This is a genomic window from Pseudoalteromonas xiamenensis, assembly GCF_017638925.1.
Classification (GTDB): Bacteria; Pseudomonadota; Gammaproteobacteria; order Enterobacterales; family Alteromonadaceae; genus Pseudoalteromonas; species Pseudoalteromonas xiamenensis.
The window spans coordinates 1,755,628-1,777,807 of sequence record NZ_CP072133.1 but is presented as its reverse complement, the minus strand read 5'-3'; the positions used below and the strand labels follow the sequence as shown (position 1 = coordinate 1,777,807).

The window sequence follows — 22,180 nt, the reverse complement described above, 5'->3', positions numbered from 1 at the left end:
GCAATTACCCCTTTACTGACACAGCACTGCCTTCACGCAGTTTTAAGGTTCCTTCAGTGATCACTTGTTGTCCTTCTTCAAGACCCGAAGCGATCGCTACCCAACCACTGAAGCGAGTTTGGATTTTTACTTGGGTTCGGTGTGCTTTTCCGTCGTCGCCAATAGCGAAAACAAAATGTTTGTCTTGAATGGGAATAATGGCCTTTTCAGGCACCATCAGTGCTGAGACCTCAGCTAACTGAAGTTTGGTAAAAAGTAACATCCCCGGACGTAAATAGTGTTTAGGGTTGTTGAATTTCGCGGTGACAGAGACTGAGCGAGTTTTGTCATCAATACGTGTATCGACGTGGGATAATACCCCTTCAAAAGGGGCGTTTGGGTAGGCATCACTCAAGGCGGTGACACGCATGCCGATTTTTAGTTGCGCGAGGTATTTTTCCGGTACTTGGAAATCTACTTTAATTACGCTTAAATCATCCAATGTGGTGATCACGGTATTGGTTGTAACATACGCGCCGACAGAGATTGAACGACGTCCTAATGTGCCTGCAAAAGGAGCGCTGATGGTCATTTCTGCGAGCTTCGTTTTTGCAGCATCGAGTTGAGCAGTAAGTGCATCCACTTTTGACCGTTGTTCTTCTAATTGTGATTTAGCGGCGCTTTGACTTTTAGCTAATTCGGCTAATCGTTCGAGTTGACGTGTTTGTTCTTTCAAATTAATGGTGAGCTTCACTCACTTGAAGGCGTTCTTGTTGGTCTTGCAGTTGGACCAGCTTTTGCCCTTTTAATACAGTATCGCCATCTTTGAAATAAATACTGGTTACATAATCGTTTTGTGCACTGGTGATGTCTATCGCCTGGTTAGCTCTAGCGCTACCTACGCCATCAACGGTGACGGGTTGATTGTCCATCATGACTTTATGAGCAGACACTTCGACTTGTTGTGCGCCCAGTTGAGTTTGCCCGTCGGCTTTTGGCAGATAAAGATAAACACAAAGCCCTAATAGCACGAGCATGATGAAGGGGAACAGCGCTTTTCCTGATTGATGTGAATGCATGTTTTGTAACCGCTAAATAGATTATTATTAAGTGTACTTAAAAACACCCATGGCTTGCGTACGGGATGTCTCATTATTTTGTGTATTAACCGTAAAAAAGCCTAAATTCTTTCATAAGTACCTAAAAGAAGAACTAAATTAAATTCAAATGAGAGGTAAAAGTGGCAGAAAAGGAGCCTTGTCAGCGATGCCGAACTATCCGCCTATTGGTGATTTGGGCAATCCTAATGTATGGTTTTTACTACTGGATTAATTTGGTATGACAAAAAGTGTAAACAACGAATCAGTTAAGTTGCGCGCCACCGCGAACCAACACGCCGTTGAGTTTATGTTGGTGGGGGCGATTGCAATCATTGTGGTGATGTTGTTTGTGTTATTACGTCCTACTCCTATCTCCAAGGTAGAGATTTTCATCGCCAGTGCTGGCATCGTGGCGATAATTATCGGTTTTTTTAAAAGCCAAGAACCGTATTTTAGTGTAGAGATAAATTGTAACAATCTGATTTATTGGCATAAATTTGGTTTCTGGCGATTGCCTAGGAATAATTTAGTCGAAGCAGGTATTCCAAAATCGATTCAAGGTGAATTTGAGCTTGAGTTAAATGCTGTTGGTATTAAAATTAAAGACATAGATGAATTTTTACTGTCATTATCACCTCGATTAGCAGCAAAATTATTGATTGAACAGCGGCATATTTTTTTACAAGCTGTTAAAATGCATTGCGAAAATGGCAACTGCCCAGAGGATTGGTTAATCGAAGACTCTGCATATTGTTCGCCTAGCGGTAAGAAGTATAGTGGTTTACTCGCGATGTTCGGCAACAGAATGGCACACTTTAAGCTGGCGACAGGCTATGACTTAATGTTGACGGAAACGGTGCTTGACCGAGACATTTGGCGATTTGCAAATTTGCTAAATCATTGGAAAAGAGACCCTGAAAGGGTGCTTAACCAATTGCAGCAGAGTTTGCTGAGAAGTAAATAGGGTAAAGTGATGAGCATAGAAAGAGCGTTTCTTAAAAGTGGTCGAAACACTATCATTCACAAAGAAAAAAAATTAGATTTGGTGATAGTCAACGGGGATAACCATCCCAAGATCAAGGTTACCCATATGGGCCTTGTACCGTTTAAAGAAGAGTTGCCACGTAATCGACGTGAAGCAAAAGAGCGAGATTTGGAGATCGTTCAGATTTCGCATAATGATGTCTTTGGCGAGGTCAAACGTTTGTTGTTTATTCAAGCGCTTGATGGTAAAGAATATAAAGTTGATTACAGTAAAATAGGCACAAAATTGTTTGTGCGTATTCATCAGGACAGTTATTTATAACATGAAATCATATCACGCCATTGTATTGTTCGTTTTTACCTTGCTATCGGCCTGCGGAGGCGGGGGAGGAGGGACTGGCAATGGCAGTGTTAAAGCCAGTGTTAATGTTGGTGATGATATTAATGCAGACGAAAAAACGTCAGTCAAACTTTCAGCTGTCGTCTCACCTTCCGGTGGTACGGTGACTTGGTCTGTAAGCCAAGGTGACAGTATCGATGGTTTGCCCGAAGAAGGCGAGTCAATCGATCTTGAGATACCTGATGTCAAATCAAATAGCACTTATACAATCAAAGCAGACTACCGAGCGCCCGATGGTAGCCTCGTGTCGGATACTCTCATTCTTCAAGTCGCCTCTCTCAATCAGGTGCCAACCGTATCAGTCACACAGACAGGGCCAGAAGAGCTTCCAAGTAAATGGGGTGATACAGTTGTTCTCAGTGCCGAGGAGTCTGAAGATCCAGATGAAAATGGTCAAATCGTCTCTTATCAATGGCAGCAAACTGGCGGTGTTAGCCTAACACCAACGTCGCTGACCGACAGCACATTGCAATTTGAGCACCCGTTACTTGCGGCGAGTTCCACAGTGAGTTGGCAAGTTACGGTCACGGATGATGAGGGTGGGCAAGCGAGTAACAGTATTTCGATTGTCTTGGCAAAGAACGACCAGCTTGTTTTTGCCAAAGCCGGAAATGATGAACTTATAACTGAATATGAAACAGTGACGCTGGATGGTTCATCAAGCCAAAGCGTAAGCGCTGACTATCGCTGTAATTGGCAACTAGTCAGTGGACCTACGGTCACATTAGCTGACGCCAATGCGTGCGTAACAACCTATACGGCGCCAGATGTGGATGCCGAAGTTGCAATGACGTGGCAGCTCACAGTAACGGATGTAGCGGGCTACGTCGGGACAGATACTAAAGTTGTTACTATAGCGCCGATGAAACTTGGTTACCTCAATGACTCTGGACAGGTTAGTTGTTATAACGCAACGGCGAAAATAGACTGTACGAGTAGTAATGATTTTGCGGGTCAAGACGCTAAAACAGGGCGTGATAGCGTAGTTGCAAGGCTTGCTAAAACAGGACAAGGCGACAATGGATTTGATTTCACCAAACTAGACGCGTTTGCAGACGAATTACCCAATGACAGTTCGTCGTTTAGCTGCGTTCGGGATAACGTGACAGGTCTCATTTGGGAAGTGAAAGAAGCTCCTGTCGGAACATTACCAAATGTAACGTTGCGCGCCTCTCATAACCGCTACACTTGGGGATTTTCGGGTGTCACGGGCAGTGTTTTCGGGGCAGCAAATAGCACTTGTGAAAGTGACGTGAATTGTTCACTCGAGGCCTATGTGCAAGCCGTAAACGCAACAAATTACTGCGGTGGTGTGAATTGGCGTGTGCCTACTTATGTGGAGTTATTGGGATTATTAGATTTTGAAAAGCGAAGTCAAAACTTAATGATACCGACCCAATATTTTCCTAACAGCCCTGCTGCATCACTGAATGGAAACTTGTACTACTGGACCAAACAAACGAGTGCAGATGGTACCAGCTTGTCTCAAGCCTATGTGATTGACTTGCAGACGGGCAATGACGTTGCCTACCCGAAAGCGAACACCGCGTATGTTCGTTTAGTGAGAACCCCATAGGAGTTTCTGCATGAAGCAAAAGTTCAGTTTAGTCTTTGCTCTGTTGGTGCAGCCTTCGATTGCATTTGCTCAAACGTGTTTCACACAAATCCCTGCTTCAACACCTACCACTCGATTCGTCGTGAATGAGGATGGCACGGTGTCTGACTCGAAAACAGGCCTTATGTGGCAACTGTGTTCATATGGTCAAACGTATTCGGTCGCGGATAAAGTGTGCACGGGCACTGCTGCGAGAGTCACATGGCAGCAAGCACTCGTGGTTGCAAAAGCGAATACAACAGCCAACCATGATGATTGGCACGTACCTAACATCAAAGAATTATCAACCGTTGTTGAGCATCAATGTGTTGAGCCGTCGATAAATGAAAAGGTGTTTATTGGTACACGTAACGAAAACTATTGGACCAGTACATCGGATCAGGTAAGAACGGATCATGCGTGGGTCTACCAGTTCGCCGATGGCAAAAATAACCTCAAAGAAAAAATTTCCGACTTATATATTCGACTCGTTCGATTCGAAAAATAAGCTTCCCGCTGTTTCCAAATTTTGCTACGCTCTTCGCGATATTGGTGGGAGAGTAACATGCGTGTTGTTAGTTTAGTCGTTGCGTTTGCATTACAGTGCGGTGCCGTACAGGCTGCGACAAGTAAGTGTGATGTCGAACTTGGTCATGGTTTGATCATTACGGATGACAGCATTCGCATTGTCGATAACAACCAAACGCGTGTACAAATCAATCATGATGATCAATTACTTATCGGTGGATATTGGATCAATCTCAATGAAGCCGATACCATTGTATTACGTGAATATTCCCAAGGGATCCGTGATACGGTGCCAGAGCTTGTGAACCTCGCCACTGATGGAGTCAACTTAGGCTTGTCAGCCATTGAACAAGTCGTTGAAAGTATGTCAGACAAAGAACCTGAAGTACTTAAAACGCAGCTCCAATATGTCGAGCGAGCTCTAATGGACAAGTTTAAGCGTGGAGATGACTTTTTCTTTATTGCGCCACAGTCGCTTTCTAAAATTGATGATTTTTTTACAAAAGAAATCAGTCAAAAAATCCATTCAGCAGTTCATGGTTCGTTGGGTGCTATTTTAGTGTCGTTGGGAGATGCGTTTAAATCTCGTGAGGGCAATATCGAAGATAGGATTAACGATATGGGACAGCGTATGGATATCATTTCTAAAGAAATAGATAAGTCATTGCAAAAGAAAGCACATCAACTTGAAGCGAAAGCCACTGAATATTGTGAATGTTTGAATCGTTTGGACGATACGGAGTCGCGTTTACAGGCAATTGTACCGCAGTTGCTGGATTATGATTTAGTGAGAATTCGTTCTTAACTCAAGCCAGCCAAACTACAAGCCATAGCACTTCTTGGCATTTAAATAGGCTACTTTGTTAAAACTCGATGGCGATGGCCACGACGTCAAATATTGCTGCCACATCTTTTCATACGTCATTTGCTGTAAGCATACCGGATAATTGGATGCGAGCATTATTCTATCCTCACCAAATGTCGCAACAAGAAGTTCAAACGCTTTTTTTGTTTCTACAGGGTTGGACAGCATTTCTTGCCCCGAATACTTTATCCAAATGTTGGGTGCGCTGGCTAATTCCTGTAAAACGTCAGGCACGTTTTCTGATTCTTCCAATAGTCCAAAGTGTGTGACGACAATGCGAAGCGCAGGACACGTAAGAGCGAGCTTGAGCAGTGTTTTCCGCGCCAATTCCAGTCCAAAATGACCTTGTGCTTCCCAAATAAGCGAGCGTTCACTCAGCGATGCTAAATTCGCTAGTACATTTGGTGATAGTAGGCGCTGATAGTCTTCGTTTTCCGTAATATCACGAATACCAATCAAAGCATCTTTAGGCATTTTTTCCAGACGTTGCAAAAACTCGTTTGGCTCAGCATCAATGGGGCAATAAGCGATCGCTTTAAAGGGAAACTGGCCGAGTGTTTTTTCTAGCCACTGAAGCTCTCGCTCAGGGTGTACATTATCGAAGCCGGCTTCGATATGTACAATGCCTTTGAGAGCAAATAAAGCGACGTTTTGGATGTCCTTCAAACCGTGGTCTTGCTTGATCTTATCAAGATTTTTCCAAGGTGGAGGTGTTGAGTCCACAAGCCAAGAATAGTTGCCTTCTTGAAGTGCAAAAAAATGCAAGTGAGGGTCAATAATGTCCATTATTGTGCTGTGTATCCGCCGTCGATGGCTTGTAGGCTACCCGTAATAAAGGATGCCTCGTCGCTCAGCAAAAATGCGGTAAGCGCAGCAACTTCTTCGGGTTGACCGAGACGGCCGAGAGGCTGTAGAGCGGCCTCTTCACTGACAATATCTTGCTTATTTGCGCCAGAGCGCGCGCAGTATTTATCGATAGCATTGTGAAAAAGCGGCGTCTCGATTGTGCCAGGGCAAACGGCATTTGCACGAATGTTGAACGGTGCATAATCTAACGCGGTTGTTTTGGCGATAGACGCGAGAGAGGCTTTGGTTAGGTTGTAAGCGAAAGAGTTTCGTTTACCAACGAATGCCTGATCGGATGCAACAAGGACTATTGATCCCGAGTTTGCAGCCTTCATTGCGGGGAGTACGGCTTGAATAGCGGCATACGCCCCTTTTACGTTCAATGCGAACATCGCATCGAGGGTATCTTCATCTGTTTGCTCAATATTAGCACTCAAATGCTTTCCGGCATTTGAAACTAGAGCATCAACGCGTTGGGTTTCGGTAACAATCGTCTGAATCGTTTGCTTAACCGCAGTGACATCAGACACATCACAATGGCGATATTCACCTAATTCACTTGGGTGAATGTCGAGATTAAACACACGATAATTCAGATCTTGTAATTTTTTGACGACAGCGTGGCCGATACCCAAACTGCCGCCCGTAACGATTGCAACGCGTTGAGACATAATGAATCCTTAGTGCGAGTGACCACAACCGCCGGCGGCATGTACGTGACCGTGCGCTAATTCTTCAGCCGTTGCTTCACGCACTGACATTAACTCAACCGCGAACGTTAAGGTTTTGCCAGCTAAAGGATGGTTCAAGTCACAATCTGCATTGAAACGACCTACTTTAACGATAGTGACTTGGTGACGACCTTGATCAGTGTGAATGATTGCAGTCATACCAGGTTTCCATACCTTTGCACCTTGTAGGTGTTTAAGTGGAATACGTTGTACGAATTCGTCACGGCGCTCACCGTACGCTTCAGCAGGTTCAAGCGTAACACTGAATTTATCACCAGCCGCTTTACCTTCCATCGCTGCTTCAAGACCAGGCAGCATGCCTTCATTGCCGTGCAAGTAAACGAGCGGCTCACCGTTTGTGTGGCTGCTTTCAATTTGGTTGTCTGCTTCGCTTAGCGTGTAGTGAAATTCAACTACGGTATCTTTTGCAACTTGCATGATAAATTCTCGAAAAAGTGAAAACGGTTATTCTACGTGAGCTTAACGCGGTTGGCTATTTTGTTTCAATTTTAGTTGGAGATCGGCAAGTGGATCATTGGGTGACACCGGTTCGGAGGACAGTGGACGAGGAAGTTTAACGGTGAGTATTTGTCCCAGTTTGAGCAAGGATTTTCTGCCTAGTTTATTCCAGTCGCTTAAATCACGCATACTGACATGGTATTGCTGACTGATAGACCAAAGCGATTCACCCGACGCGACGATATGTTGGTGATCGGCGAGCGTTATTTTTGGTTTATTGAGTTTGGCTAAGAAAGGGCTGATTTCATAGTCGACCAACAAATTAGCCTTCTTCGTTGGCCGACTGACTTTGAGTGTATCACCCACTTTGAGTAGATTGTCTTGCTTGTTGTTTAACGTACGAAGAGTGTCTAGGCTCATACGGTGGTTCTTGGCTATCTTGTAGAGGGTATCGCCAGAAACGACACGATAGTTCAGAGTAAAATGCTCTTTAAAAAAAGGTTTACTTACGAGCGCCGATTCAGCAAATGGAAACAATACATTTTGTGGACCTTTTGGTGAACTTCGGTGTTGTAAAAAACCGGTATTCAAACGATGCAGCTTGTCTTTGTCTACCCCCGAAAGTTTAGCCAGTACGGCAAAGTCAAAAGGCTGTCCAATATCCAAAACGGTCGTGATCGGCCTGTTGGCAATAAACGGTTGTTTAAACTTCCCATGCTGAGTTTTGAGCAAATACGACAGGGCGAGTAATTTAGGTACGTATTCTGAGGTTTCTTTTGGTAATTTCAGGTGCCAAAAATGAGTACTTTTACCCTGTTTGCGATTTTTCTCAATGGCTTGCTTTACGCGCCCTTCACCACTGTTGTAGGCGGCAATGGCATGCAACCAGTCACCGTTAAACCGTGTATGGAGGTACTTTAAATAAGCCAATGCGGCGTCCGTTGAGGCTAACACATCGAGTCTTCCCTCATACCATTCATCTCGTTTTATACCGAAGTGATGAGCAGTGGAAGGCATTAATTGCCACACGCCGAGCGCTTGCTCAGATGACCGTGCTTTTAAGCGAAAATCACTTTCAACAAACGGCAGTAGAGCCAGTTCCATGGGTAAATGCAGTTGCTTAACGCGTTTAACGATGTGATAGAGATAAGGCTCAGCACGTCTATTAGCACTGGTGAGATAGGTCGGTTGCTGCAAATACCAATCGATACGTTTTTGTAAACGCGGATGGGATTGGGTATTGAATTTTAGGTTAGCGCCGATTTCATCCCAAAGGTTATGGTACGCCACTGGTGCAGTCTGCTTTGGGGGGATTTCACTTCGGGTTTCGGCGTTTCGACTTTACGCGTCGGGATGTCGAGCGACGCTACAATCTGCTGCGCAGAAGCGTTTTGCTCGTTAAAAGGCGCTGGTTTCTCGGAAGTTGGGAGCGATTTACAAGCCCCCAAAGTTGAGATGGAAAATATAAAAATCAATAACTTAATGTGAGACATCTGCACTTCCTCATATCATCCATTATTGTAGCAGGAGATCCATTCCACTGCGTAGGATTGTGCAACAAATAACCAAGCTAGTGTGCCTGATTATTTCGTCGAGTCTCAACTTTTCACACAGAGTTTTGAGCGCGGAAGATGTGTTATCAGCGTCTTTATTAAGTGCATTCACTTCATGGCAAAGGTGTAGCGCTGCCATTAATAAGGCATTGTGCTCATTTCGTACTGTCGAGCGATTCTTCATTTCCTCGACGCGTCGATTCAACAGCGAAACTGCATCATAAAGTTCCTGCTCTTGACCTTGCGTACAGGTAAACTGCTGTGGTTTACCAAGTACGTCAGCAGTCACTTGAATCGTTTTGTTGGCCATAATGATGTGGAAATCTTTGTTTCGTTTAGCGAATTAGTCGATGCTTTGAAGCTTCGACAGCAATCCAGCCAATGCAGTGCTGGTTTCTTTCTGTTTTTCTTCGCTTTCTAGGATCTCAAGTTGCAGGGTTTCATTCTCGTCAATCAGTTTTCCAACTTGTTCCTTCAATGAGGAGACTTCACTATTGAGTTGTTGGTTTTTCTCTAATAATTTTTCAATCAGCTGTTCGAGTTGAGGAAGAATTTCGTTCATGTAAATAGCGCTCATAGTTACGGTGATTGGTGCCGCCAATGTAAATCAAACGCCAAGGCAATACCAGTATTTACGCTACTTTGTGCTGATTTTTGTGAAGATTTCGGCGATAATGCCGATAACAAATGTTTCCGTTCATTTTTGATTCATCGACTGATTAATAAATCGCCGATGTTTTTGTTCGCTTCAGCGTTTTGAGGACACTATGCTCAGCTACCGACATTCTTTTCACGCGGGAAATCCTGCGGATGTAATAAAACACCTAGTACTGGCGCAAGTTCTCGATTACATGAATCGTAAAGATAAGCCATATGATTACATCGATACGCATTCGGGAGCTGGTTTCTTCGAACTCGCGAGCAGTGATGCGCAGAAGACACTGGAATTCGAGCAAGGGATTGGGAAGCTTTGGCATGCGCCACTTTCGCATCCAGCCCTAGTTGATTATGTCGAACTGGTAAAACAGTTCAACAAAGAAAAACTGGCTTTTTATCCAGGTTCACCAAAAGTGGCAGAGTCGTACCTTCGTCGCCAAGATAAAGGGTGGTTTTTTGAACTGCACCCACAAGATTTAAAACGACTCGAAGCGAATACAGAACATAAGAAGTCATTGCGCGTAAGAGCAGAAGATGGATTTAAGGGCTTACTTGGTTTGCTGCCGCCTTCAAGTCGTCGCGCGGTTGTTTTGATGGACCCGCCCTATGAAATCAAAAAAGATTACGATACGGCTGTGGAATCCATCGTGAAAGCGTATAAGAAGTTTGACTCTGCTACGTACATGATTTGGTATCCGGTGGTTGAACGTGAACGAATTGATGGTATGGAAACCCAATTGAAAGCATCCGGTGTCAGAAACATTCATTTGTATGAATTGGCGACAAGCGCGGATACTTTGGAACGCGGTATGACCGCATCAGGTATGATAGTGATTAATCCCCCTTGGACATTGACCAAAACAATGTCTGAAGTGTTACCGGAATTGACCACTCTGTTAAGTGATGCAAGTGGGTTCTATCGCTGCGAAGAACTTGTACCTGAATAGTGTAACGCCATTAGCCCCGTTTCATTGGTAAATTAGTGAGGATCGTGGGGCAAAGAATGTAGATTAGTAACATAGCTTTGCTCTATTTCCGCGACCCGACCACTGTCACGCAAGACCTGAATTGCAGCATTTAACTTCGGTAAAAGTGCGCGATGTTTGGCGAGCAAACGTAAATGCAAAGAACCGCTGGAGTGCTCTGCGTTGAGTTCAAAATCAATTCCGAGTTTCTCGCCCCAATATCTGGCCGGTAAATCACCGATAATGATTCGGTCCACTCGCCCCATCTTAAGTGCCTGTAGTAGTTCCCTTTCCGAACTAAAATCAAGGCGCTCAAATAACATGTCGTCGTGGTAGTAATACCCTCTCACTGTGCCGACTTGTTGACCTCTTAGCAAAGGGCCTTTTGGTGTTTTCTGTTGCGTTACCACAAATTCTTTGATGTCCATGATGGGCGCGGAGAAAACAAACTTTGGGTTACGCTTTTCTTCGTCGGTAAGCCAGCTTGGGCTTAGAATATCGAAATCGATTTGCTCACTATTCAGGTATTGAATGGTTCGTTTAGCGGGCAACTCTAGATTCTCGCCTTGGATATTGGCCGTGGTTAGAATAGCTTTCACAATTTCTGGGAGAATGCCTGGTTTGTCTGCATCGTGGGTGTAATAAGGATAATAGTTACCTGAGCCGCTTAGACAATATTTTAAGGTCGTAGCAACTGGGTCAGGAGTATCTTCACTCGCCACAGAGGCGAACGGCAGAAGGAAATAGAGTATTAAGATAAACCTCATTTACTCATCATAGCGTATTTTTTTTTCACAATGCAAAACTGTTGCTTTGTCTCCAAATTTTTTCAATTTTGTTATCGCTTTGGTTTGCCGTGGCCGAATTGTTACCGTATGCTCAAAGTATAGATAGTAAGTGTAAATCACATTAATTAGCTTGATGTAGGAATGGGATGTTAATGAGCGGTATTGAAGCGAAAGTAAAGAATTCGACCGTGCAGTTTATTGCTCGACAGGCAATCCTTGACGCGGAACAGAACATATTCGCCTACGAATTATTATATCGAGATTCACACAATAATGCGTTTCCGGTGGGCGTGAGCGACGCGCAAGCTACTGGGCGTTTGTTTTTTAATTCTTTAATGTTTATAGGTATTGACCGCTTAGCAGCTGGCCAGCGCGCATTTATTAATTTATCGGACGAGTCTTTATTACAAGAATTGCCAAGGTTGTTAAAACCAAACAATTTAGTGATCGAAATCGTTGAGCGTTCACAAAATATTCCCTCGTTAGTTGAAACGGTGACGAAGCTCAAGAAACAAGGGTACAAATTTGCGCTCGATGATTACGACGGTGACGAAAAGTGGGAGCCGTTACTCGGGTTAATGGATTACATCAAGTTAGAAGTGCAAGAACCATTAATTAAGACCACGATGGCGTTAAAAAAATTAAAACGCCAATTCGCTAACGTGAAAATAGTGGTTGAACGAATTGAAGACATGAACACGTACGAATACTTGAAGCAAGCTGGTTGTGATTTGTTCCAAGGCTATTACTTTGCCCACCCAGAAATGATGAATCATGGCAACATTGAGCCATCAAAAATGGTGGTTTTCGAATTACTACGTTGCACGGCAAAAGCGAATATCAACTTCAAAGAAGTTCAAACCATGGTGGCAAAAGACATCAGTTTGACTGCGCGTATTCTGAAGTTGGCGAACGCCCGCTCAGGTGAAGGACGGTTAGAAATGAAATCCATTTCACAGGCCGTTGTTTATCTTGGTGAAGACGCTATCCGACAATTTGTTCGCGTACTCGCGTTAAGTGAACTTGGTGTAGACAAGCCGACAGAACTAACCAAAATGGGACTTCGCTCGTGCTCGATTTCTTGAGGTATTTCTATTCCCTGGAGGTCCAGAAATGGCCGAGCAAGGCTATTTGATAGGTTTGATGTCCATCCTTGACGCCATTTTAGAAATAGAACTCGCTGCAATTGTTGCTGAGTTTTCTTTGGATTCTTCGCTCTCTAGTGCGCTGCTGTCCTATCAAGGTATGCTCGGAGGCAGTTTACAACTTGCTTTGGCGGTTGAACGTAACGATTGGCAAGAAGCGGAAAATATTCTACTTGCTATTCGCCCAGCTACGCCGGTTACAAGCTTGTATGAAATGGCGTTAGAATCTCGTCAGTACAGTGATGACATTTTCAGTGTGGTGAGTGACATCGCTTAACGCAATGTCACTTTGCTTCACGTCCAGCCAATCAAGCGGAATGTGCTTGTCCTTTAATTGAACTGCAAATGGAAATTGATTGAGCGCCAGTAATTGGCTTCTCGCTCTAAATCAGCAGCAAATAGTGTATGCTGTTCAAGCCATTCAGGGTCTTCAAATTGTATGGTAAGACTTTGTTCTGTCGGGTGCAATTGAACTGCTGGACGCAGTTCTGGCTGTCGCTTTTGGTTCAGCAGTACAGCGAGTCGAAACACGAGCAGTAATCTAAAAAAATGGTGATTACTGAGCGTTAAAAAGAACGGCATCTCATTGATTTTCAGCTTTTTACGGTAAAAACGGATCAAGCTGCTCAGTAACTGTTGTTGTTCTTGTGTAAACCCGGGTAACTGCGTATTACTCACAATATAGGCGCTGTGTTTATGTAAAGCCGAAGAGTTTATTGAGAGGCCTACTTCATGAAGTTGTGCAGCCCATTTTAGCAACTTAATGTCCATTTTTCCCAGTTGCCAAAGCTCACTGACCTGTGCGGCGAGTAGTTGGATAGAGTCGCAAATGTTTGAGGCGTGTGTGGTGTCTACTGCATAACGTTCACTCAAGGTATTGATGGTATTTGCCCGAATGTCGACGTCGTAATACGACTGCTGCATGTCGTGAAGTAACCCTTCGCGAAGCGCGAAATCACAATAATGCATTTCTTTCAGTTGTAACTGATTAAAAACGGCAATTAGTACAGCCAGCCCCCCAGGTAAACTGGTTACACGGTCTGGTGTTATGCCTTTCACTTGTAATTCACTGAGTGAATTAGCTGTCGCTAAGTCTGCTTTAATGCTGTTCAAGCGCTCCAATGTGATTAGCGGGTCTTGCCAGCGATCTTGGCAAATAGCACTGATTGCTTTAATTGTTCCGGACGTGCCATAACAAATTTGCCAACCGTGTTGGCAATATTTGCCGGCAATATTTTCTAACTCTTGTTCCGCTGCAATAATGGCTTTATTGAGGCGCTTTTCTGTTAATTTATCATCAGCAAAGTAGCGTTGAGTGAGAGTAACGCAGCCACAATTGCGACTTGCAAGTAAGCTGTGCTGTTGATGTTTACCGATAATAAGTTCAGTACTCCCACCTCCGATATCAACAACCAGACGATGGTGGGCATCATGTAGGTGCCTAGCAACCCCTTGATAAATCAAACGAGCTTCTTCTTGGCCTGAAATCACTTCAATTCGGTAGGGAAAAACCTTTGCCGCAAGACTCAGAAATTGTTGGATATTTTTAGTTTTTCTAAGTGTGTAGGTGGCAACCACTTTGACGTTCTCGGCTGGAAAGCCTTGCAACGTGGCGGCGAACTGCTGCAATACAGCTATACCACGCTCAATGGCTTCTAAAGACAAATTATCGTCCTCATCCAAACCCATCGCAAGAAAGACACGTTGTTTTTCACGGTGCAACAGTTGCATCTGGCCATCCACTTCGCGTGCAACGACCAGATGAAAACTATTTGAACCCAAATCGACAGCAGCGATAGCAGGGTAGTCTGACATTTATTAAGTGCTCTCCCACTTTTTCAGCAAATCGTAAATGGCGATTTGCGAGCGAATTTTCTTATTATTACCACGTCTTACGTAGGTATTCTTTTGTTCAGCATCGACAATTCGAGCTTTAGTGCGATCTTTAAAATGCATCTCAACAATATCAATGAGCAATTGCTTAAGTCGAGGGTCTAATATAGGCGTACCGACTTCAATGCGATGATCAAGATTTCGAGTCATCCAATCGGCGGACGACAAGTACACCTGTGGATCGCCCGCGTTATGAAAAATCATGACACGAGGATGCTCTAAGAAGCGATCGACAATACTGATCACTCTAATATTCTCACTGAATTTTGGCAATCCCGGCACAAGGGAACACATCCCACGTACAATTATACGAATTTTCACACCTGCACGGCTTGCTTGATAAAGCCTATCAACCAATTCCTTATCAACCAAATTATTGATTTTGATTGTTATACGTGCGGTTTTGCCTTCTTTAGCGGCTTTCACTTCATTACGGATCAAGCGGTATAGTTTTTCGCGAACATTGATTGGCGAAACCATTAAATGTTCGAACTTGTACTGACGAAAACTACTCTCGATAAAGCGGAAAACCATATCGCACTCTTCCGTGAGTTCTTCGTGTTTCGTGAATAAACTGAAATCGGTATATATTTTTGCCGTCTTTTCGTTGAAGTTACCTGTACCGATATGGGCGTATTTTACGATTTGCCCTTTTTCTTTTCGGTGTACAACACACAGCTTGCTATGCACTTTCAGGGCTTGGATCCCCATTAATACTTTTACGCCGGATTCGCTCAGGGTTTTTGCCCACTCGATGTTGTTCTGCTCATCAAAGCGAGCTTTGAGCTCAACCATTACCGTGACCTTTTTGCCATTCTTTGCGGCGTTGATCAACGAAGAAATCAGGCGCGATTTAGACGCTACACGATAGATGTTGATTTTGATTTGAGTCACATCGGGGTCAAAAGCAGCTTGACGGACAAACTCCAACATATGATTGAAGGTATGGTATGGGTAATACAGTAAAATATCTTGGTCGCTGATGGATTTAAACACACTCGCATGACGCAAAAAGGCAGAAGACTGCAAAGCAGGCAACGGTTTATTTTCCAAATAGCCGCGACCCACATTCGGAAAGCTGATGAAATCTCGGAAATTGCGGTAACGGCCACCAGGGATCAGCGCATCGTGAGAGGTAATACCTAGGCGCTTACGCATAACCTTCTGCATTTCTTCAGGCATCGACTGCTCGTAGACTAGCCTTACGGGTTCTGCATATAGGCGTTGCTTCAAACCTTTTGACATTTTATCCAAAATGCCTTCTTCAATTTCGTCATCAAGGTTGTATTCGGCGTCTCGTGTTACCTTAATTGAATAACCTTGAATGCTGGTGAACTCAAAAAAGCTATTGAAAACATCAGCAAGGAAATAGCGGATCACATCATCAAGCAAAACAATGGTCTTATGGCGGCGCGTGCGTTCAGGCGGCAGTAGAATAAAACGGTTCAAACGGTCGGTGGGTATCTCTAAAAACGCGTAGTGGTTCTTCTGACCAATCATTTCAACGAATAAATAGGTCATTGTATCGTTGATGTTATCGGAATAGTCGATGGCTTCGGTCAACAGCATCGGAGCCATGTGTTGCAATACGTCATCTTGAAAATAGCGCTTCAACCAGTTTATGTGAAATTCCGATAATTCTTCTGGCTGAACTAAGTGAATATTGTGTTCGTGTAAATCCAACAGGATTTGTTGATAAATGCTATTAAACTTCTTACCAAGCTCCAATACCTTGCTTTGCATAACAGACATTAGTTCTTCTGCTTCATCAAAGTTCGTATCGGGCAAGTTATTCAAAAGAATACGGCGACGAACGTCAGCGACACGTACACGAAAGAATTCATCTAAATTGTTGGAGAAAATACCGAGAAAGCGAATTCGTTCGATAATTGGATTGGATGGATCTTTTGCTTCTTGAAGCACACGGTCGTTAAAGGATAACCAACTCAATTCTTTAGGAAAGTAATTGATCACGTGCGTCGGTTGGGTTGAGGCGTTCATTTTTCTGTCCATGATACTGCAGGCCATACTATACTAAGTGGCACTTGTGACGCTTTTGTGACAAACGCCGTTTTCGCGGCGCTTGTCCCGTAATGCCTAGGCTTCTTCTACGTCGACTATCAAATCGGATGTAATATTCTCCAAAGCATCAATAACCGCATCTTTATTCATTCCAGGCGGAAGTGTAACGGTTGCCATTGCACTAAATATTGGCACACCCCAATTAGGGGCACTTCGTTGTTTCGAACTAAGCTGGGTGATGTTCGCCCCTTTGTGGCGAATAACTGATGCTAATTCTTGAACAATGCCAGGGCGGTCGTTACCTGTGATGATTAAATTGATGCGTTCAGCTTCTTTGTTGGTATCCATTTCGCCGTCACCGCATTCAATGCGGATATCAAGACTTGGAAGCTCTGATAAAGCGGATTGCAATGGTTGCAAATGTTCATCTGCGACTTCAAGTTGAACAATCCCTGCGAAATGTCCGGCCAAGTAACTTAAATTACTTGTGAGCCAGTTACCGTGATGATTGAGTACAGTGGTCGAAATTTCTTCCACGAGACCAGGTCGGTCCTTACCTATGATAGTTAAAACTAACTGCTTCATGATGCATGTCTCTTATTATTGTGGGCCTGATGAGTGTGGCCAATTTGTAATACCGTTTGTCATAAAACTTACTCTAAGTGTGTAAATCTTAAAGTATATTGGTACAAGTCTTAGCGCACTTTTAAGTATTAGCGTTGTAATTCCTTTTGTCCAATTTATTAAGACAAGAAAATACCTATTTTTGCAAATAAAAATAACGTAAAAATGAATAAGTATGCGCCTTTCTAGGCCTTGTCATTGCTGTAATTAATGCGCGTTGTAACATAACTGTCATCTTCGCGTCATATAATGTTGGGAATTATCGTAATTAAGGGTGTTTTGATGACTTCCAATCCGCACAAACCGTCTTTTACAACGGATAGAAGCCGTCTCATCAAAGATCGTTTTGCACAGTTTGGTATTTCAGCTGGTGGCTTAATGGTGTTGGTGGCTTTGCTATTAATCTTCTTCTACCTCCTGTACGTGGTTCAGCCTATTTTTGAATCAGTGAAAGTAGAAAAGCGTGCTGAAGTGAGCTTGAACGACGCAACTCGATATGTCGGAGTGGGTGTTGAAGAGCAAACGGAAGTGGCCTACGTGTTGTCAAACACAGGTGAAGTGGATTTCTATCAAGTTGCAGGCAAGAGCGCAGGTAAACCGCTTATTCAGGCACAAGTTACGCTAGAAGGTAAAGTAACCAGCTTTGCGAAATCGGCCCCACATGAAGGCCTGTTTGCATATGGTTTGGACAATGGCCAAGTACAAGTAGTTAAGCCTAGTTTTCTTGTGACGTTTCCAAACAACAAGCGTTTACTGACACCAACCGTACGATACCCGCTTGACGAAAAGCAGCTTGTGGTTGATGAACAAGGTAAAGCACTGACCAAATTCGCGTTTACGCACACCGGTGAGAAAACTGCAGTCGTGGCACAAACATCGGATAAACGCGTACTTTTTGCGTCGTTCACGCAAGAAGAAAATATGTTTTCTGGCGAAGTTGAATGGACGTCTCAGCGTACTGAATTGAATGTTGAAGGTCGAGTCGACGAGTTGCTTATTACACCCGATAGCAGCCGTGTATTCGTTCGTTCAGCGAACCAAATTTACATCTACAATACGCGCAACGCAGACGATGTTGAATTAATTCAAGTGCTTGCTGCAAATGAAGAAAATGCCAACTTAACGGGCATGAATCTACTAGCTGGTGCAAACTCGTTAATGATTGCAAACGATAACGGTGAAGTTTCACAGTGGTTTGAAGTGAACACGGATGAAGGTCGTGTGTTTACCAAAGTTCGCGCCTTTGAAGGCGTGAAAAAAGCGTCAATGGCGCTTCACAGTGAGTTTTATCGTCGTTCATTTTTCACCACAACCAATCACGGTGACCTAGGTGTGTATTACACGACGAGCCAAGCTACGCTTTGGAAAGGCAAGATCAGTGACGGTGCGATCAGCCAATTTGCCATTGCGCCACGTGCAAACGCCGCAGTCCTTTTGACAAACGATACCCTTGTTGTTTTGGATATTCACAACGAACATCCAGAAGTGACGTGGTCAGCACTTTGGCAAGAAGTATGGTACGAAGGGTATCCAGAAGCCCGACTATGTATGGCAATCAACTTCAGCAAGCGATGATTTCGAATCGAAGTTCTCACTTGTACCAATTTCGTTCGGTACGATTAAAGCTGCGTTATACGCGATGCTGTTTGCGGTGCCAATTGCGCTTTCCGCTGCAATTTATACCGCATACTTTATGTCGAGTGAATTACGTCGTGTGGTTAAGCCGACAGTAGAAATTATGGAAGCACTTCCAACGGTTATTCTAGGTTTTCTCGCCGGTCTTTGGTTGGCGCCGTTAATTGAAGAAAATTTGCCGGCGGTCATTGCTATCTTATTCTTACTTCCTCTAGGGATTTTAACGGCGGCGTTCTCTTGGACTAAGTTGCCAGAGACTATCCGCCACCGCGTACCTGAAGGTTCACATGCCATCTTGTTGATCCCGGTAGTATTGGTGATCGGTTGGCTGTCGTTTGCGATGAGTGAGACACTTGAACTTTGGTTCTTTGACGGCAATGTGCGTAAGTACCTGACCAACGATTTAGGTTTGACGTTTGACCAACGTAACTCGCTGGTTGTTGGTATTGCAATGGGCTTTGCTGTTATTCCGACGATTTTCTCAATCGCAGAAGATGCGGTATTCAGTGTACCAAAACACTTATCAAACGGTTCGTTGGCGCTTGGTGCAACACAATGGCAAACGCTAGTACGTGTTGTATTACTGACGGCAAGTCCGGGTATTTTCTCCGCAGTAATGATGGGCTTGGGCCGTGCTGTTGGCGAGACGATGATCGTGCTGATGGCAACAGGTAACACGCCAATTATGGACTGGAGTATTTTCCAAGGGATGAGAACACTCGCGGCAAATATCGCGGTTGAAATGCCGGAATCTGAAGTCGGTAGTTCACATTACCGTATCCTGTTCCTAGCCGCGTTTGTACTGTTTGTGTTCACCTTTATTTTCAACACGATAGCTGAATTTGTTCGTCAGCAGCTACGTGAAAAATACAGTTCAATGTAAAGGAGAGACGAGACATGGTAAAGCAGTGGTTTAAGTCAGGTTCTCCTTGGATCTGGATGACAGGCGGCGCAGTAAGTATCAGCCTTATCTCAGTAATTGGTTTGCTCGCAATGATTGCTTGGAAAGGTTTGTCCTTCTTTTGGCCATCAGAAGTTGTGCAATTGGAATTGTTGTCAGCAAATGGCAAACACACAGTTATCGGTGAAATTTACGACAAAGAGCTGGTACCGACATCGCGCCTGAAGGCTGCGGGTGTGGATGTGTCAGCGATGAACACGGATCACGTCGAGCGATTTTTGGTAAAAACAGGTAATCGTGAATACGTAGAGTTGGATTTCCGTTGGGTACTGGAAACCGACATCACGAACAAGTCAGCACCAGCCGCATTGGCCGTATTCGAGCGTAGTAAAAATGGTAACTTTTATGGTTACGTAGAACGCGTGATAGAAAATGGCCAAGTGGTTGCAGACAAACCCGTTGAGCGTCTTCATGAACTCGTTGAACGTGCCGTTGATTTGAATGACAAAGCATTGAGCCTACAAAATGGTGATATTGGTCATATTAACTACGAGCTAGAACGCCTTCGTTTAAAAGAGCGCGCATATCTATTGGATGATGCGCTGACGGATGAGCGTGTGGCTGAGCTTGCGGAGCAACGCAAAGCGTTACGTGAGCAATACAAAGTCTACGAAACAGAATTGTTTGAGTTACGTAAAGAAGCAAAACGTGACCAAGTTATTGTTCGTGACATGCGTGGTGAAGAAGTGACTTTACCGCTTTATCAAGTGCTCGACGTGTGGTTCCCAAATGACATGAACTTCGCACAAAAACTAGGTCACTATTTAGTTCAAATTAGTAAGTTTGTCAGTGACGATCCGCGTGAAGCAAATACGGAAGGTGGGGTATTCCCAGCTATCTTCGGTACGGTGTTTATGGTTATGTTGATGGCGGTTATCGTAACGCCGTTTGGGGTGATTGCAGCCATCTATTTACATGAATATGCGGCGAAAAATGCTATTACGAAAATGGTCCGTATCGCGGTTATCAACCTCGCGGGTGTCCCTTCAATCGTTTATGGGGTATTCGGTCTAGGTTTCTTTGTATACATGTTAGGTGGTTCTATTGATGAATTGTTCTATCCTGAAGCATCACCGAGTCCAGTCTTTGGTACACCTGGCGTTATTTGGTCAGCACTGACCTTGGCGATTCTAACGTTGCCGGTGGTGATTGTTTCTACGGAAGAAGGTTTATCGCGAATTCCAAGTGCAGTCCGCCATGGTTCACTCGCGCTTGGTGCGACGAAAGCGGAAACGTTGTGGCGCATCGTTGTGCCAATGGCAAGTCCTGCGATAATGACAGGTTTAATCTTGGCAGTTGCTCGTGCTGCGGGTGAGGTTGCGCCATTGATGTTAGTTGGTGTTGTAAAAATGGCACCGACTTTACCAATCGATGGTAACTTCCCATTTGTGCACTTAGATCGCAAATTTATGCACTTGGGCTTCCACATTTATGATGTGGGTTTCCAAAGTCCAAACGTTGAGGCGGCACGTCCGCTTGTGTACGCCACCGCATTCTTACTGGTAACAGTTATCGTGGCTCTGAATATTACGGCTATCGGGATCCGCAATCACTTGCGTGAAAAATTCCGTTCACTTGAACACTAAGCGTAAAGAATTAAAGTAGGTATTGAAAATGATTACAGTCGCGCCTCACGTTAATCAGGCAAACGGTCAGTTAAAGCTTGATTTAGAAAATCTAAGCCCAGAGCTTACTGCACTAGAGATCAAAAACCTCGATCTTTACTACGGTGAAAAGCAAGCGCTGAAAAGCATTAATATGAAAATCCCAAAAGGCCAAGTGACAGCGTTCATCGGTCCTTCTGGTTGTGGTAAATCAACGTTACTCCGTTGTATTAACCGCATGAACGATCTTGTTGATTCATGCCGTGTAGAAGGTGAAATTAACTTACACGGTCAAAACATTTATGACAAACGCGTCGACGTAGCGGCTCTGCGTCGTAATGTTGGTATGGTGTTTCAGCGTCCAAACCCATTTCCGAAGTCAATTTATGAAAACGTCATCTATGGACTTCGTCTTCAAGGCGTTAAAGATAAACGTAAATTAGACGAAGTCGTTGAGCGTTCACTGCGTGGTGCAGCGCTTTGGGATGAAGTAAAAGACAGACTTCATGATAGCGCCTTTGGCTTATCCGGCGGTCAGCAACAACGTCTTGTTATTGCTCGTTCTATAGCGATTGAGCCTGAAGTGCTATTATTAGATGAGCCGACATCAGCACTTGACCCTATCTCAACGCTGGTGATCGAAGAGCTGATCAATGACCTGAAAAATAAATACACTGTAGTGATCGTTACGCATAACATGCAGCAGGCGGCACGTGTGTCGGATCAAACCGCGTTCATGTACATGGGCGAGTTAATTGAGTATTCCGACACTAACACGTTATTCACTACGCCTGTTAAGAAGAAAACGGAAGATTACATCACGGGTCGTTACGGTTAATTGTTGCGC

Annotated in this window: 18 protein-coding genes and 3 pseudogenes; 10 read left to right on the top strand and 11 right to left on the bottom strand. The window is 44.1% G+C overall.

The window, feature by feature from the left end; translation table 11 throughout:
* Positions 1-4: 4 nt before the first annotated feature.
* Positions 5-1,058 (bottom strand): annotated as a pseudogene (locus J5O05_RS08595) (efflux RND transporter periplasmic adaptor subunit).
* 259 nt (positions 1,059-1,317) lie between these two features.
* On the opposite strand from J5O05_RS08595, the gene J5O05_RS08590 reads away from it, so the two are divergent.
* The 5 genes from J5O05_RS08590 to J5O05_RS08570 are packed head-to-tail and all read left to right on the top strand — an operon-like array spanning position 1,318 to position 5,390.
* The gene (locus J5O05_RS08590) at positions 1,318-2,043 is read left to right on the top strand and encodes a DUF2982 domain-containing protein (protein ID WP_208844429.1); all 726 of its coding nucleotides are present in this window, start codon (positions 1,318-1,320) and stop codon (positions 2,041-2,043) included.
* Between the two features lie 9 nt (positions 2,044-2,052).
* Positions 2,053-2,385, top strand: a complete 333-nt coding sequence (locus J5O05_RS08585) for a hypothetical protein (protein WP_208844428.1) — start codon at positions 2,053-2,055, stop codon at positions 2,383-2,385.
* A 1-nt stretch (position 2,386) separates the two neighbouring features.
* Entirely contained in the window at positions 2,387-4,039 is a 1,653-nt protein-coding gene (locus J5O05_RS08580) for an Lcl C-terminal domain-containing protein (protein WP_208844427.1), read from the top strand.
* A gap of 10 nt (positions 4,040-4,049) precedes the next feature.
* On the top strand, positions 4,050-4,565 hold the full coding sequence (locus J5O05_RS08575; RefSeq protein WP_208844426.1) for an Lcl C-terminal domain-containing protein: 516 nt from the start codon (positions 4,050-4,052) through the stop codon (positions 4,563-4,565).
* A 57-nt stretch (positions 4,566-4,622) separates the two neighbouring features.
* The gene (locus J5O05_RS08570; RefSeq protein ID WP_208844425.1) at positions 4,623-5,390 is read left to right on the top strand and encodes a YggN family protein; all 768 of its coding nucleotides are present in this window, start codon (positions 4,623-4,625) and stop codon (positions 5,388-5,390) included.
* Between the two features lie 15 nt (positions 5,391-5,405).
* On the opposite strand, the gene J5O05_RS08565 is transcribed toward J5O05_RS08570, so the two are convergent.
* The 6 genes from J5O05_RS08565 to J5O05_RS08540 form a co-directional block, all read right to left on the bottom strand.
* Entirely contained in the window at positions 5,406-6,236 is an 831-nt protein-coding gene (locus J5O05_RS08565; protein WP_208844424.1) for an amidohydrolase family protein, read from the bottom strand.
* A complete protein-coding gene (locus tag J5O05_RS08560) occupies positions 6,236-6,967 on the bottom strand; it encodes an SDR family NAD(P)-dependent oxidoreductase (RefSeq protein ID WP_208844423.1) in 732 nt (243 codons plus the stop codon). Before J5O05_RS08560 ends, J5O05_RS08565 begins: the two co-directional genes overlap by 1 nt.
* Before the next feature lie 9 nt (positions 6,968-6,976).
* A complete protein-coding gene (locus tag J5O05_RS08555; protein ID WP_208844422.1) occupies positions 6,977-7,465 on the bottom strand; it encodes an FKBP-type peptidyl-prolyl cis-trans isomerase in 489 nt (162 codons plus the stop codon).
* A 42-nt stretch (positions 7,466-7,507) separates the two neighbouring features.
* Positions 7,508-8,776, bottom strand: coding sequence for a transglycosylase SLT domain-containing protein (locus J5O05_RS08550; RefSeq protein ID WP_244369934.1), 1,269 nt, complete (start codon positions 8,774-8,776; stop codon positions 7,508-7,510).
* 225 nt (positions 8,777-9,001) lie between these two features.
* The gene (locus J5O05_RS08545; protein WP_208844421.1) at positions 9,002-9,349 is read right to left on the bottom strand and encodes a cell division protein ZapA; all 348 of its coding nucleotides are present in this window, start codon (positions 9,347-9,349) and stop codon (positions 9,002-9,004) included.
* 33 nt (positions 9,350-9,382) lie between these two features.
* On the bottom strand, positions 9,383-9,601 hold the full coding sequence (locus tag J5O05_RS08540; protein ID WP_208844420.1) for a DUF904 domain-containing protein: 219 nt from the start codon (positions 9,599-9,601) through the stop codon (positions 9,383-9,385).
* 205 nt (positions 9,602-9,806) lie between these two features.
* Between J5O05_RS08540 and J5O05_RS08535 the strand changes: the two genes are divergently transcribed.
* Entirely contained in the window at positions 9,807-10,643 is an 837-nt protein-coding gene (locus J5O05_RS08535; RefSeq protein ID WP_208844419.1) for a 23S rRNA (adenine(2030)-N(6))-methyltransferase RlmJ, read from the top strand.
* Positions 10,644-10,675: 32 nt separating this feature from the next.
* Here J5O05_RS08535 and J5O05_RS08530 read toward each other — a convergent pair whose 3' ends face one another.
* On the bottom strand, positions 10,676-11,428 hold the full coding sequence (locus J5O05_RS08530) for a substrate-binding periplasmic protein (RefSeq protein ID WP_208844418.1): 753 nt from the start codon (positions 11,426-11,428) through the stop codon (positions 10,676-10,678).
* Positions 11,429-11,595: 167 nt separating this feature from the next.
* Here J5O05_RS08530 and J5O05_RS08525 point away from each other — a divergent pair.
* Positions 11,596-12,871 (top strand): annotated as a pseudogene (locus J5O05_RS08525) (EAL and HDOD domain-containing protein).
* Positions 12,872-12,924: 53 nt separating this feature from the next.
* Here the strand turns inward: J5O05_RS08525 and ppx are convergent.
* From ppx to J5O05_RS08510, 3 genes are all read right to left on the bottom strand, one after another.
* Positions 12,925-14,409 (bottom strand): exopolyphosphatase, encoded by a 1,485-nt coding sequence (gene ppx / locus J5O05_RS08520; protein WP_208844417.1) that lies wholly within the window; start codon positions 14,407-14,409, stop codon positions 12,925-12,927.
* Between the two features lie 3 nt (positions 14,410-14,412).
* The gene (gene ppk1, locus J5O05_RS08515; RefSeq protein ID WP_208844416.1) at positions 14,413-16,488 is read right to left on the bottom strand and encodes a polyphosphate kinase 1; all 2,076 of its coding nucleotides are present in this window, start codon (positions 16,486-16,488) and stop codon (positions 14,413-14,415) included.
* Positions 16,489-16,584: 96 nt separating this feature from the next.
* A complete protein-coding gene (locus J5O05_RS08510) occupies positions 16,585-17,094 on the bottom strand; it encodes a glycine cleavage system transcriptional repressor (protein ID WP_208844415.1) in 510 nt (169 codons plus the stop codon).
* A gap of 321 nt (positions 17,095-17,415) precedes the next feature.
* On the opposite strand from J5O05_RS08510, the pseudogene J5O05_RS08505 reads away from it, so the two are divergent.
* The 3 genes and pseudogenes from J5O05_RS08505 (at position 17,416) to pstB (ending at position 22,171) form a co-directional block, all read left to right on the top strand.
* Positions 17,416-19,651, top strand: a pseudogene (locus J5O05_RS08505) (ABC transporter permease subunit).
* Between the two features lie 14 nt (positions 19,652-19,665).
* A complete protein-coding gene (pstA, locus tag J5O05_RS08500) occupies positions 19,666-21,315 on the top strand; it encodes a phosphate ABC transporter permease PstA (RefSeq protein WP_208844414.1) in 1,650 nt (549 codons plus the stop codon).
* Positions 21,316-21,343: 28 nt separating this feature from the next.
* Positions 21,344-22,171 (top strand): phosphate ABC transporter ATP-binding protein PstB, encoded by an 828-nt coding sequence (pstB, locus tag J5O05_RS08495; protein WP_208844413.1) that lies wholly within the window; start codon positions 21,344-21,346, stop codon positions 22,169-22,171.
* Positions 22,172-22,180 lie beyond the last annotated feature (9 nt).

Coding starts and splice junctions, on each gene's coding strand:
- J5O05_RS08590 (WP_208844429.1), top strand. CDS start 1,318: ATGACAAAAAGTGTAAACAACGAATCAGTTAAGTTGCGCGCCACCGCG.
- J5O05_RS08585 (WP_208844428.1), top strand. CDS start 2,053: ATGAGCATAGAAAGAGCGTTTCTTAAAAGTGGTCGAAACACTATCATT.
- J5O05_RS08580 (WP_208844427.1), top strand. CDS start 2,387: ATGAAATCATATCACGCCATTGTATTGTTCGTTTTTACCTTGCTATCG.
- J5O05_RS08575 (WP_208844426.1), top strand. CDS start 4,050: ATGAAGCAAAAGTTCAGTTTAGTCTTTGCTCTGTTGGTGCAGCCTTCG.
- J5O05_RS08570 (WP_208844425.1), top strand. CDS start 4,623: ATGCGTGTTGTTAGTTTAGTCGTTGCGTTTGCATTACAGTGCGGTGCC.
- J5O05_RS08565 (WP_208844424.1), bottom strand. CDS start 6,236: ATGGACATTATTGACCCTCACTTGCATTTTTTTGCACTTCAAGAAGGC.
- J5O05_RS08560 (WP_208844423.1), bottom strand. CDS start 6,967: ATGTCTCAACGCGTTGCAATCGTTACGGGCGGCAGTTTGGGTATCGGC.
- J5O05_RS08555 (WP_208844422.1), bottom strand. CDS start 7,465: ATGCAAGTTGCAAAAGATACCGTAGTTGAATTTCACTACACGCTAAGC.
- J5O05_RS08545 (WP_208844421.1), bottom strand. CDS start 9,349: ATGGCCAACAAAACGATTCAAGTGACTGCTGACGTACTTGGTAAACCA.
- J5O05_RS08540 (WP_208844420.1), bottom strand. CDS start 9,601: ATGAACGAAATTCTTCCTCAACTCGAACAGCTGATTGAAAAATTATTA.
- J5O05_RS08535 (WP_208844419.1), top strand. CDS start 9,807: ATGCTCAGCTACCGACATTCTTTTCACGCGGGAAATCCTGCGGATGTA.
- J5O05_RS08530 (WP_208844418.1), bottom strand. CDS start 11,428: ATGAGGTTTATCTTAATACTCTATTTCCTTCTGCCGTTCGCCTCTGTG.
- ppx (WP_208844417.1), bottom strand. CDS start 14,409: ATGTCAGACTACCCTGCTATCGCTGCTGTCGATTTGGGTTCAAATAGT.
- ppk1 (WP_208844416.1), bottom strand. CDS start 16,488: ATGAACGCCTCAACCCAACCGACGCACGTGATCAATTACTTTCCTAAA.
- J5O05_RS08510 (WP_208844415.1), bottom strand. CDS start 17,094: ATGAAGCAGTTAGTTTTAACTATCATAGGTAAGGACCGACCTGGTCTC.
- pstA (WP_208844414.1), top strand. CDS start 19,666: ATGGTAAAGCAGTGGTTTAAGTCAGGTTCTCCTTGGATCTGGATGACA.
- pstB (WP_208844413.1), top strand. CDS start 21,344: ATGATTACAGTCGCGCCTCACGTTAATCAGGCAAACGGTCAGTTAAAG.